Origin of the sequence: Roseobacter sp. (genome assembly GCF_039970775.1) — a bacterium.
Classification (GTDB): domain Bacteria; phylum Pseudomonadota; class Alphaproteobacteria; order Rhodobacterales; family Rhodobacteraceae; genus Roseobacter.
In genome coordinates this window covers 1-12,912 of the sequence record NZ_JBDVLG010000040.1, presented here as the reverse complement: position 1 = coordinate 12,912, position 12,912 = coordinate 1, and the positions used below count along the sequence as shown (strand labels likewise).

Annotated in this window: 7 protein-coding genes and 4 pseudogenes; 4 read left to right on the top strand and 7 right to left on the bottom strand. The window is 55.8% G+C overall.

Features of this window, described 5'->3' with window-relative positions; genetic code table 11:
* Positions 1–240: pseudogene (locus tag ABJH13_RS09435) on the bottom strand (transposase); the annotation flags it as partial.
* A 59-nt stretch (positions 241–299) separates the two neighbouring features.
* On the opposite strand from ABJH13_RS09435, the pseudogene ABJH13_RS09430 reads away from it, so the two are divergent.
* Positions 300–1,440, top strand: a pseudogene (locus ABJH13_RS09430) (IS66 family transposase); the annotation flags it as partial.
* Positions 1,441–1,668: 228 nt separating this feature from the next.
* On the opposite strand, the gene ABJH13_RS09425 reads toward ABJH13_RS09430, so the two are convergent.
* The 6 genes from ABJH13_RS09425 to ABJH13_RS09400 all read right to left on the bottom strand — a co-directional run bounded on the left by ABJH13_RS09425 (position 1,669) and on the right by ABJH13_RS09400 (position 10,165).
* Entirely contained in the window at positions 1,669–5,001 is a 3,333-nt protein-coding gene (locus tag ABJH13_RS09425) for an EAL domain-containing protein (RefSeq protein ID WP_348405964.1), read from the bottom strand.
* 122 nt (positions 5,002–5,123) lie between these two features.
* Complete coding sequence (locus ABJH13_RS09420) at positions 5,124–5,852, bottom strand: cytochrome b561 domain-containing protein (RefSeq protein WP_348405963.1); 729 nt, start codon at positions 5,850–5,852, stop codon at positions 5,124–5,126.
* Positions 5,852–6,721 carry a carbohydrate ABC transporter permease gene (locus ABJH13_RS09415; RefSeq protein ID WP_348405962.1) on the bottom strand — a complete coding sequence of 290 codons (870 nt, stop codon included), beginning with the start codon at positions 6,719–6,721 and terminating at the stop codon, positions 5,852–5,854. The genes ABJH13_RS09420 and ABJH13_RS09415 overlap by 1 nt, the downstream gene beginning before the upstream one ends.
* On the bottom strand, positions 6,721–7,638 hold the full coding sequence (locus ABJH13_RS09410) for a sugar ABC transporter permease (RefSeq protein WP_348405961.1): 918 nt from the start codon (positions 7,636–7,638) through the stop codon (positions 6,721–6,723). The genes ABJH13_RS09415 and ABJH13_RS09410 overlap by 1 nt, the downstream gene beginning before the upstream one ends.
* 86 nt (positions 7,639–7,724) lie before the next feature.
* Positions 7,725–9,050 carry an extracellular solute-binding protein gene (locus tag ABJH13_RS09405; protein WP_348405960.1) on the bottom strand — a complete coding sequence of 442 codons (1,326 nt, stop codon included), beginning with the start codon at positions 9,048–9,050 and terminating at the stop codon, positions 7,725–7,727.
* A gap of 32 nt (positions 9,051–9,082) precedes the next feature.
* Positions 9,083–10,165 carry an ATP-binding cassette domain-containing protein gene (locus ABJH13_RS09400; protein WP_348405959.1) on the bottom strand — a complete coding sequence of 361 codons (1,083 nt, stop codon included), beginning with the start codon at positions 10,163–10,165 and terminating at the stop codon, positions 9,083–9,085.
* 175 nt (positions 10,166–10,340) lie between these two features.
* Here ABJH13_RS09400 and ABJH13_RS09395 point away from each other — a divergent pair, with 175 nt between their 5' ends.
* From ABJH13_RS09395 to ABJH13_RS09385, 3 genes and pseudogenes are all read left to right on the top strand, one after another.
* A complete protein-coding gene (locus ABJH13_RS09395) occupies positions 10,341–11,366 on the top strand; it encodes a LacI family DNA-binding transcriptional regulator (protein WP_348405958.1) in 1,026 nt (341 codons plus the stop codon).
* 133 nt (positions 11,367–11,499) lie between these two features.
* Positions 11,500–11,760: pseudogene (locus ABJH13_RS09390) on the top strand (acetylglutamate kinase); the annotation flags it as partial.
* Positions 11,761–12,062: 302 nt separating this feature from the next.
* Positions 12,063–12,912 (top strand): annotated as a pseudogene (locus ABJH13_RS09385) (IS3 family transposase); the annotation flags it as partial.

The window sequence follows — 12,912 nt, the reverse complement described above, 5'->3', positions numbered from 1 at the left end:
TTTTAAGACATCGCGCTCCTCAGTCATCTGCGCCAGCTCACGCTTGAGCCTCCGGTTCTCAGCCTCATGGTCCACAGATGATGCTTGTGACGCGGCCTTCGCGTAAAACTTCATCCATTTGCAAAGCGAGTAAGTACTAACGCCTAAACGGTCTGAAACCTCGCGAACTGGATATCAACGTACCGTGATCTGATGCACCGCATCACGTTTGAAGTCTTCACTGGAATTTAGCTTCCCCAGAACGGCCTCCTTGCCTCAAAGTTAGGGAAAAAAATCCCTACATTACTCAGAACTAGTCAGACATCGTCTCTGCACGGTTCCGCGTGGTTGTCACCCGTCGCCTGAAGTTCGCCTGCCGGTCCTGCACGCACGGTGTTGTTCAGGCTCCTGCACCCGCGCGGCTCATTCATGGCGGTATGCCAACAGATGCCACGGTGGCGCAGTGCTGGTCAGCAAGTAAGCTGATCATTTGCCGTTAAATCGCCAAGCACAGATTTACAGCCGCCAAGGTATTGATCTGGACCGTTCCACCCTTGCGGGATGGGGTGAAGGGCGTCTTGAGTTTGATGCAGTGGATCAAACCAACCTTCAACGGGTGGAGCCCTGTCTGGCAAAGCGGCCTATGAACTGCGGCCCGTGTCTGGTGCGCTGATCGCCGACCTGAAGCAGTCCACCAAGCTCTTCATGGGCGAGACCCGCGCTCCAGTGCTGGACCCTGACAAACGCAAAACCATTTGGGCACTGGACCGCGATGACAGACCATGGGCTTGCGCGGCTCCGCCCCGCGCGGCCTGTATATATGCGTCAGGGCGGCCCGGCCAACATACCGATGACATTTTGAAGGACTTCTCGGGCATCCTTCAGGTGGATGGATATGCAGATTACAATCGCCTGCTCAAACGTGTCGATAACAATGTTGCTTTGGCGTAATGCTGGGCGCATGCGGGGCGCAAACTGCACGAGGTTGCGCAATCCGGCACGGCCCCCATCGCGGAAGGGGGCTAAAGCAGATCGCCATCCTTTAGCGTATCGAGCAAGACATCCGGGGCCTGATAACCGAAGCCCGGTTGGCCGCGCGGCAAGGCCGGGCAGCACCATTGATTGTCGATTTTGAAACGTGGTTAAAAGTCCACTGCGCCCGCGCATCGGCCAAAGCGCCCTTGGGTCAGGCGCTCAAGTACGTCGCCAAATATCGGGAGGGGCTTTGCCTCTTCCGGACCGATGGCCGCATCGAGATGGACAATAACGCGGTCGAGCGCACGATCCGTCCTATCGCCTTGAGCCGTAGACTGGGGCGTCATCGCATCCCTGATCGAGACCTACAAACTCAACGCAGTCAATCCCCACGCATATTCAACAGACACGCTCATAGCCATCTGCGCTAGTCACAAACAAAGCCAGATCAACGACTTGCTACCATGTAACTACAACAAACAGCTGGAAGCGGCGCACCGCTTACGGAAAATGATGCCAAGTAGAGATTACTTTGCCCGCGTGGAAATGGCACTTTTTAAGGGCACATGCGTACGACCGGGTGCGTCGGGTATGAAATCGGAGTCCAAAATAGCCGCTTGAAGTTTCATATTTTTCAGTAAGTGCGTGCATCTACATTCGCGCTAAGGCGCGGCATAAAAGAGTGTGCCTAAGATAGCCGGTACAGAGGTTGACTTAACTACGTTGTCTGCTTTTTCGATTCTCTTTCACATATTGAACGAGCGTCGGGAGGTTTAAGGGGCGCGAAAAATAGTACCCCTGCAAACGTTGGGCACCAAGATGGCTCAGGATACGGGCATGTTCGGCGGTCTCAACGCCTTCAGCGATGATGCCAATATCAAGAGCATGCCCTATTTCGATAATTGATTTCACCAAACGGGTCGCGTTATTGCCTTGAGCCATCGGTGTGATCAAACGACGATCGATTTTGAGTTGATCCGGTGCTATTCTTTGTAAAGCAACGATAGAGGCCCGCCCGCTGCCAAAGTCGTCTACCTCCAAAGAAATGCCCATCTCGCGCAATTGATCGAGTTGCATCATGAAGGCGTCGCTTTCTTCCTCCAAGAAGATGGTTTCCAAAAGTTCAAACGCAACATGCCCCGAATAGTTGGCGGCCAAACGGCCAATGTCTGAGATACCGTCTATTTGAATTCGGTTGGCGCTGACGTTGAATGAGAGGCTGGGATAACCATCAACCCCCGAAAAAGCATGTTCGCATTCTGAAATCGCGGTTTCGAAAATGACCCGGTCAATGTCGGAAACAACGTTCAAATCCGAAGCGACACCAAGAAACTGATCAGGGGAAAGGACGCCATTGGTTGGGTGGCGCCATCTGGCTAACGCCTCAATGCCGACAACCCGCCCGGTTTTTGCATCTACTTGTGGTTGATAATACGGGATAAATTCATGGTGCTCCAACCCTCGAATAATATCGTCTGCCAATCGTTTGGTGCTGCGCATGTCTTCGATGTCGGAGGTGTCGAATATCGCAACCTGGCTTCGGCCAGCACGTTTTGCTTTGTAAAGGGCGACGTCCGAATTGATCAACAGGTCGCTTTCGTTGGCAAGCGGCGTTCGCGCAATGCCGATGGACGCACCAAATCGGCACTCTCGCCCCTCGAACGTTGACGGTTTTATCAGGTCAGCCAGCAACGCTTCGGCCAATTGTTCGGGGCGGTCACCGTTTTCGGGAATGTGCAAAAGCACCACGAATTCGTCCCCGCCGATCCGCGCAACGACGTCGTCACCACGCACTTTTGACTGGATGCGGTGGGCCACATCCATCAAAACATGATCACCCGCCGAGTGCCCAATTGTATCGTTGATTTGTTTGAACCGGTCCAAATCGATATGAAGGGCCGCCAGTTCGCCGCCGGTTTTGCGACGCAATTCCGAGAGCGCATCGAATTTTTCAGATAGATAACGGCGATTTCCGAGACCCGTAAGTTGGTCATGTAGGGCTTTGAATGTGATTTGTTGATTGGCATCTTCGAGTTGACTTGCATAGGTTTCCAACGCGCGTCGTTGCCGTACGCTTTCTGTTACATTCAGGCGTAACACAAGGAGTTCGCCATTTTCAGACCGCGACCGCACTATTCTATAGTGGGTGTCATTGGCCATCTCGAAGTCTTCTTCTAACGTATCAACTATACTTGGCCGGGCGTAGGCGTTTAGCCACGCGTCTTCACGCCCTCTTGCAGCCGGGATCTGCCCCTGCTGAATGGAAAGCTTCAGGACGTCACGGACGGACATGCCCACATAGATATCTTCGGGGGTATCGGTGATGGAATTTGCAAATGCGGGGTTCCATATTGCCAGCTGCAGATCCGGGTCATAAATCGAAAACGGATCTGGAAACGCATTGATGGCAGAGATCAGTCGATCTTGCGTTTCCTGCAAGGTGCGCTTTTGACGAACCAGCTGGGTGGTATCCAGACGGACAAAAATCAGATCACCGTTGCGCGATTTTGATCGCAGCAACCGGAAATGTTGGTCATTGGGCAGTTCGATATCCTCGACCGGCTGCAAACTAAGGGTCGCTTCCAATGTCGTCTGCAACCATGTTTCTTCGCGCCCCTTGGCTTGTGGAAAGCGTTGGTTTTTTAGCCCCGTTCGCAGGACGTCTTCGACGGACATGCCAACGCGAAGCTCTGATGGGTCGTCGGTCAGCGCAGCTGTGTAGCTGTCGTTCCAAACAGCAAGCCGGTGCGCCTTGTCATAAATGCAAAACGGCGCAGGGTACGCGCTTATCGCGGCCAAAAGGCGTTCTTGTAGGGCCTCTGCTGCGCGACGTTGTTGGACCAATTCGGTTGTATCCATTTGAATAACAACAAAATCCCCATTGGGGGCCTGACTGCGCAGAACGCGCCGGTGCACGTCGCCAGGCAATTCCAGATCCGTCGGAGCGGAGGGGCAGAGCGCAGTATCAGACCCTTGCGGTTCTTCCTGCGTGCCGGTCGCATGGCTCGCGATGATGCGACCGCTGCGCGCGGCCAACGCTTCGACTTGGGCGTTAGTCATCCCAACGGCCAAATCATCGGGGGTATCAGTGACCAATGTGGTGAACGCGTCGTTCCACATCACAAGGCGGGTATCCGCGTCGTATATCGCAAAAGGGTCGGGATAGGCGTTGAGTGCGGCGATTGTGCGGTCGTACAATGCGGTCGATTGGCGGCGTTGATGAACCAGTTCGGACACATCCAGCCGGATAATGACCAAATCACCATTTTCGGCGACACTGCGTAGGATCCTGTGATGCGTCCCATCGGAAAATTCGATGTCTTCGACGGAATGTTCTGTCCGTTTGAGATGTTTGATCCGGTCATAATAGGCCTGCCGGTCTTGGGGAGGCACGATAATTTTTCCGTCGTCAAACGCGACGTTCAACACGTCGTGCATTGTCATCCCAATACGAACGGACCTTGGATCCACCGCCATAGATTTTTTGTATGCGGCGTTGCTGATAACCAACCGCATGTCTTTGTCATAGATCGCAAAGGGGTCGGGGTAGGCATTGATGGCAGACACCAAACGGGTTTGGGATACCATTAGCTGTGTGTTGATAACTTCTTGCTTTGAAAGCAAAAGGTCGCGATCTTTTACGGCGTTTACGGCTGTTTTCTCGCGGTCTTTCAGATCCGAGATGTCGCGAAAGGTCGCGCAGGTATAGAGGCCCCCGGTTTTGGTGTCTGGGATGGTAAACAACGATATGCTGGCCCAAAATTTGGTGCCATCGGCCCGCAGGCATCGCGAGTCTACTTGTATTTTATTGGTGTGTTGGCGCAGCAGCTGGCCCACCTGCACTGATATCTGATCCCAGGTTTCGGGGTCATGAATAGAGTATACGGGTTTGCCAATCACGTCGGTGGCGGTTTGACCAAAAAGGTCGCAGTAAGACGGGTTTACATGCACAACACGCGGGCAATCATCGTTGGGCGCCAAATAGCTAATCCCCACGGCATCCTGCGTCATAGACAGGAAATTTTCCAAGATGTCGGACAGCTGCATGCATTGGCCCTTGCGACGTTCGGCCCTGCTTACACGCGATAGGTTACTCTAAGGGTAAACCTACACTTTTAACGAATTATAGTAAGTTTTGGTGCCGTCCTGGCCCGCTTGGGGGCGCCTACCTAGGTGTTGGTGCGTGGGTTTTCGGGTTTGATCTGGCGCACGCCCAGACCCACGGGTTTGCGCCGGTTGCCCGGCAGGTCCGGGTCAGGCCCCCATATCGCTTGGTAGGTGTCGATGGCCATACCGCGCCGCTGCAACACACATGCGCCCGCCGTCAACCCGCCCCACCAGATGGCTAATGAAACCCACATCCAATTGGGTCCGTTTGCCTGCCACAAACCCGACATGATGGTCAGCATCGACAAGAGCAACGCCAGATACCCTGCACCCTTGTGGACGTATTCAAACGCCAATCGACGGGGTGTCATGTCGTAGTGGTCGCCGTGCAGCGTGCCATTGGCGGCGGGTTCTGTTGGCCCACCTTTACTGCCCCGCAGCAGCCCCCCCAGTATCTGCACGCCCGCCAAGGTTAGAACCGTCCAGCCCAACACCCTATGCGGCCCGGGAATGGCCGTGACAGCGGGGGCGGTCAGGATAAACCCCAGCCCCGCAAGCATCAGTACCGTGGCGATGTATTGGCACAGCCGGTGGGTGTTCCACCAAAACCTGTGGTCTAATGTCTGTGGCCAGTTTTGCCCCGGTGTGACCTTGAAATACCGCGCAATCAAAATGCCCAGCGGCACCAAAACGCCCCAACCCACAACCATCAGACGGGCGTGCCAGCTCAGATGCAAGCCAACGTCATGAACGCGGGCGGCATCCATCGGGGCGAATAGCCAGTCCCACATCAGCCCTTGACCGCGCCTGCTGTCATACCGGTGATGATCTGCCGTGATGCGACAAAGGTAAAGATGATCGGTGGGATGGCCAGCAACATGCCCGTGGCCATGATCACGCCCCAGTCGATATCGAATTCGGTGATGGAATTCACAATTGTCACCGGTACGGTGCGCGAATTGCGATCGGCCAGCGCGTTGGCCAGCAGAAATTCGTTCCATGCGACCCGGAAGGTAAAGATGGCCGCCGCCGCCAAGCCCGGTTTGATCAGGGGCAACACGACTAGGAAAAACACCTGAAACGGGCCTGCGCCATCCATGCGCGCGGCCTCTTCCAGTTGGATGGGCACTTGGATGATAAAGCTTTGCAAAATCCAGATGACAAACGGCAGGTTCATCGCAACATAGACCAAAATAATACCGGCCCGCGTGCCATCAATGCCAAACTGAAACGTCCAGATGCCAAAGACGGGCACCAACAACACCGCGGGCGGCACCATGCGCATCGCCAGCGTCGACAGCGACACCGCATCGCGCCCCATAAACCGGAACCGCACCAGCGCGTAGGCGGCCATGCAGCCGATCACCAGCGTCAGCACCGTGGACACCAGCGCGATGATCAGGGAATTGACCAAGGCGCGGCCAAAGGTCTTGTCGCAATATTCAATATGGGGCGCATCATACCACAGGAAATCACACAGCGCGGTCTCGTAATTGCGCAGGGTCGGCATGAACAGCAGCGATGAACTGTCAGACATGATATCCACGTTCAATTTCAACGAGGTGGTTAACATCATCATGATCGGCCCGATGGCCATCACCACAAGCGCCACCAGCAGGGCATAAAACGCAGGGTTCTGTTTGTCGTAGGTCTTGGCCATCAGAGGTCCTCTTGCGCGGCTTTGCGCAGCCGGGCGGTGCGCGCCTCGACGGCTTTGTTGTAGGCAAACATGGCGAAGGTCAGGACGACCAACAAGATCAACAGGTAGTTCGACATGGCCGCCGCCTCGCCCAATTCGCGGAATTCCGATGCCGTGCGCGATATCCGCAACGATAATATTTCGGTCGACAGGCCCGGCCCGCCGTTGGTCAGCACCAAGATCACCTCAAGCACCTTGAACGCATCAATCAGCCGCAACAGCAGCGTGACAATCAGCACGGGCATCATCAACGGCAGCTTGATATAGACGATCTGTTGCCAGCCGGTGGCCCCGTCAATGCGCGCGGCTTCCATCGCGGATTGCGGCAGCGATTGCAGGGCAGCCAGCGACAGAATGAAGATGAACGGGGTCCATTGCCAGACATCCGCGATCACCACGGATGCAAACGCCCAACTGCCATCGCTGAGCCACGGGATCGCCTCAAACCCCAGTGATTTCAGTGTCTTGTTAAAGATTCCTACGGATGGGTGATACATATAGCGCCACATCAAACCCACCACGATAGGGGCGATCATCATCGGCAAAATAAACAACGTACGCAACATCGACATGCCGCGAATGTTGCGGTCCAGCAGCAGGGCAAGGCCAACGCCCAACATCATTTCTAGGGTCACAACCACGGCGGCAAATTTGACCGTCACGAAAAAACTCTCGCGGAATGCGGCGTCGCTGAGCAGACCGATGTAGTTTTTCAGACCGACAAATTCGGCCTCGCCGATGCGTTGGCTGGGGTTCCAGTCCAGAAAGCTGGCGTAGATCATATACCCAATCGGATACAGCAGCGCGACAGCCATGATCACTGCGGCGGGCGCAAGGAAAAGGTAAGGGGTCAACCGATTTGCATTGGCGATTTGCATAAGGGGGGTCCGTGCTGCGGGTGGGCCCCCGGCGCTAGAAGACGCGCGCCGGGGTCTTTGAAAGCGGTGAAACCTGCGTTTCGCCGTTATTGCCAGGTGTAGTAACCTGCCTCGTCCATGATCGCGCGGGCGCGTGTGGCCACACCATCCAACGCCTCTTGCGGGTCAAGATCTTCGGTCAGAACCTGGCTCATCGTGGTGCCGATGTCCGCGTTGATCTTGCCCCATGTGGGGATGATGGGGCGCCAGTCGGGGTCGGCGTGCTGCAACGCTTGGCCAAAGGTGGTCGAATAGGGGTATTTCGCGTTCAGGTCCGCGTTTTCATAGGTCGAGAACCGCGATGGGTTGCCGCCCGCCATGGCCACCATCAGATCGCCCTTTTTCGAGGTCAACCATTGCATGAGCAAAAACGCGGCCTCTTTGTTTTGGGCGTTCTTGGGGATGGCAATGCCGAACCCACCCGTCTGGCTGCCACGGCGCACGCCTTGGGGATGCAACGCATAGCCGACCTTGCCCACAACGGTTGATTTGCTGGGGTCTTCAAAGCCCGCGGCAAAGGCGATGCTGTCCATGAACATCGCAGCCTGCCCTTGCTGAAATGCGGCGGCGGCTTCGGCGGGGCCAAAGGTCTGGCTGCCCTCTGGGCCACAATCCACGATGGTTTTCAACGCGTTGGCTGCGGCGACACCGGCCTCGTTGTTGATAATCGGCTCCCATGTGTCGTCAAACACGCGACCACCCAGCGGCGCCAGATGCAATAAAAACGCGTGGCTGGCCTGATGGCCCGATGCCGCGCGCGATGCCATGCCGCCCATGCCGGGTTCCACATCCGGGATCTTGCAGGCCGCATCCAGCAGTTGGTCATAGGTTTCAGGCACCGCGATGCCGTGCTTTTCAAAAATGTCTTTGCGGTACGCCAAAACGGATGTTTCCGACCCAAACGGAATGCCGTAGGCCGACCCAAGCTGCCCGGGCAGGTACCCCTTTTGGCCACCCGCCACGCCGATGTTTTGCACATACCCGTCGATCAAATCGCCCTGATCATAGTTTGGGTCTGCCAAGGCGGGGTTCATGAAATACCGTGCGAGGTTTTCAAGCTGGTCGGCATAGACGTAGTCCGCCTTGGAAAAGACCACATAGGCGATCATGTCATAATCGCCCTCGTCTTTGGTCAACTCCAAGGTCTGACGTTCGCGCATCTTCAAATACTGCAACTGGTCCACTTCGACCTCGATGCCGGTTTCTTCCATGAAGGCGGGCAAGACCTTCATCATCGCGTTATAGTGCGGGTGCGCAGGCACGTTGATCACCAATGTGGTGCCTGCGTAGGGGGCATAGGGGTTGGCGAACCCCGCGCCGGCCAGCGTGACCGAGGCCGCAGCCCCCGTCAGGATTGTCTTGAATGATAGCATTGTCAGTCCTCCCTGATGCTATTTTTAATGTGTCAGAGCCGCAGCCCCGACGTCTTGTCGAAGATCATGATCTCATCTGTCAGCACGCCAAAGGTTTGCTGAATACCGGAACGCACAGGCACGGCGCTTTGTGTTTCCACCAAAATTTCGGCGCCGCCACATTGGGTGACCAACACCGACTGCGCGCCCAGATATTCAGACACGACGACCTTCAGGTCTATCGGGGCGCCTTGGGTGGCATCCGTGGTAAAACTGGACGGCCGCACCCCCATGGTGACCGCACGGTCGGTGGCAGCCGCCAGCCGCGCGCCTGTCTGTGTCGGCAGCGGCAGGGCAAACCCATCACCACGGGCCCAAAGGGTGCCGTTTTCGTCGCGTAAATCTGCATCAACAAAGTTCATGGTCGGCGCGCCGATGAACCCGGCCACAAAGGTGTTTACGGGTGCTTTGAACAGCTCTTCTGGGGTGCCTTGTTGCTGGATCAGACCGTCGCTCATGACGACAATGCGGTCGCCTAATGTCATCGCTTCGACCTGATCGTGGGTCACATAGACCATGTTTTTATCAATGGTATCTCGCATTTCGGCCAGTTCGGCGCGCATTTTGCCACGCAGCTTGGCGTCCAGGTTCGATAGGGGTTCGTCAAACAGAAACGTGCCCGCATCGCGCACCAACGCCCGGCCCATCGCCACCCGTTGACGTTGCCCGCCCGACAATTCCGCAGGCTTTCGGTCCAACAGATGGGCGATGTTCAACATCTCGGCCACGCGCAGAACTTTGGTTTCTATTTCGGGCTTGGGCACCTTGGCCAACCGCAACGCAAAGGACATGTTCTTGGCGATATTCATATGCGGATAAAGCGCGTAATCCTGAAACACCATCGCCAGATCGCGTTCCTTTGGATCCAGACGACTGATGGGTGTGTCGTCAAAGTAAATCTCGCCGCTGGTGACCGTCTCGAGCCCTGCGAGCATGCGCAAGGTCGTCGATTTGCCACACCCCGATGGACCCACCAAAACGGTGAATTCACTGTCCTCAAGGCTAAGGTCAAAGGGCGGTAGAACCTCTATTGCACCATAGCTTTTGGATACCTGATCAAAAACGATACGTGGCACATGTCCCCCCATGGCGCCGATGTCTGTCAAAAGCCTCCCAGCTTTGGGGGATAGAGTGCCCAAAGGGCTTCCAATAACGAAGGGAAAAAGACACAATGAACGTTAGCGTTAACGTAATAACGGGGTAAAATATTGAAATATATTATGAATAGCGCAGTGCCGTGTGGCGATGAACATGAGTAAAAAAGGCGCTACGGTCAAAATCGAAGACGTCGCAGCCCGCGCCAACGTCAGTATCATGAGCGTCTCGCGTGCGATCCGGGGGGTGGAAGGCGTGTCTGAAAAGACCCGTGCCAAGATCCTAAAGATCGCCCGCCAGATGAAATATGTGCCCAATAGCAACGCGCGGTCTTTGGCTGTGGCGAACTCTAATCTCATTGGAATTTCGCTGCCCACCTTCGCCGGTGAGGTCTTTGGCGACATCCTCAGCGGGATGCGGCGGACGTTTGATCTGGCGGGGTATTCTAGCGTGATCGACACCACCGAATACAGCCCCGAGGCCGAGCTAAACTGGGTGCGGCGGCTGCTGTCATGGCAACCTGCGGCGATTATCCTGACCGGGCTGGACCACAAACCAGAGACGATTGACCTGCTGGAAACCGCGCCCATTCCGGTGTTGGAAATCTGGGAGCACACGGATCACCCGATCGACATTTGCGTGGGGGTTGATCACCATAAAGCGGGCCAGATGATTGGTCAGCATGCATTAGATCTTGGGTACCGGCAGCCTGCGTTTGTCAGCGCCCCCCGTGGTCATGACACACGGGCAGACGCGCGGCTGGCGGGGCTGCGCGATGTGTTTTCGCGCGCGACATCTACGGCGGTCTTGTCGGCGCGCCCGGCGTCGGGCAATTCGTTTGCCACCGGGTTTGAGGGCACCGCTGCTTTGCTGGACGGCGATGCGCCCGATATTATTTGTTACTTGAACGACCACATGGCTTTTGGCGGGTTGATGTGTTGTCAGGCGCGGGGGCTGTCGGTTCCGCAGGACATCGGGATTGCGGGGTTCAACGAACTGGATCTGGCCAGCGTGTTGCCCAAAAAACTAACGACGATCCGCACGTTGCGGCGTCAGATGGGCGTCACCGGCGCCACGCATCTTTTGGCGCGGATCAACGGCGCGCAGGTCGAACGGACGAAACTGCAACCGTTGGAGATGATCCCCGGTGAAACCACGCGGACCCAAAGCCGGTTGCCCTAATTCGCCGTGCCGCGGGACGTTTGCATCAGTTGCTACGGTGCATTTAACGACGAAATGATGGCTTTGATACCATGAGATATGCGTCCAAATTGATATTTCCGAACAACTGATATGTGATTTGCCAGCTCTTCGCCAATTGTTGCTGTTGACTGATGTTGCAGGCATGAAAGACGCCGACGGCAACGTCGTCACAGACCTGAGCGCGGGCCAGATCCGCGAGATGACAGCGGTCGGAACAATCGCAGGCGGTATGATCGCCAAAACCGAAACCGCGCTGGCCGCCATTGATAGCGGTGTCCGCGCTGCGGTCATTTTGGACGGGCGCGCACCCAATGCCTGCCTGCTAGAGCTGTTCACAGAACATGGCGCCGGGTCCATCATTCGCGCGGATTAACATCACTCAGTCGACAGTTTTAAACTGCCACAGTTCCTGCCGCCGCGCGTTTTCGATGGTTAGCCGCGGCGTCTGGATTATATTAGACGTTGGCGGCTCGCTTACAGACACCACTAAATCTCGGCGGGATTAACATCGGTGTCTAGTGAGGTTTGCTCAGAATCGACAGGCCTGGTACGAAGGTATCACCTACATCTCTATGCGCCGTGGGTTCCTGTATCTTGTGGCAATCATGGCCAATGAGGTGCCGCTAGATTTGTATACGGATTTCTTGGTAATTTTGGAACCAAGGAGAGACGGATATGAACAAGGGAATACGGTTTACAGATGAGTTTAAGCAGGATGCTGTGGCACAGGTAGTTGAGCGTGGTTACGCGGTCAGCGAAGTTGCCGAACGTCTAGGGATCAGCACTAAGTCGTTGTACACGTGGAAGGCGCAATTTTCTAAGTCACCGCGTGTCAAGTCGGAGACGGCAGATCAGACTGCTGAGATAAGGCGTTTGAAGCGCGAACTGGTCCGCATGCGAAGAAAGATGCACGACAAACAGATCTCATCCATCAAGCATGGGCCGACAGCGGCAAAGTTTATGGTTATCGCAAACTGACGGATAACCTGCGTGATGCTGGTGAGACCTGCTCTGAGAGCCGTGTGGCGGGCTTGGCCAGTATCGCAAGCATCGCGGCGCATATCGGATACAAACGTCGCCCGGGCCGCTACGGCGGCAAGCTAGCGGTTGTCATTGATCTGTTCTCAAGGCGGGTCGTTGGATGGTCCCCCTCTCGGCAGATTGCTTTGCAATCGCCTGCCGGGCAATGATGCAGTCACGGATGACCACGGACCTCTCCTTGCAAGCATGATTGGCTGCCATTTGGCGGCGCAGACCAAAGCAAAAGGTCATGATCCACTCCGACCAAGGTTCCCAATTTACCGGCGGGGAGTGGCAATCGTTCCTTGGCAAACACAATTTGGTCGCCGGCATGAGCCGTCGTGGAAATTGCCATGACAACGCCGTTGCTGAGAGCTTCTTCCAACTTCTGAAGCGGGAACGGATCAGGCGGCGAACATACCTCACACGCGACGATACAAGGCGGGACGTGTTCGAATACATCGAGATATTTTATAACCCGACACGCAAGCACACCAAAAATGGC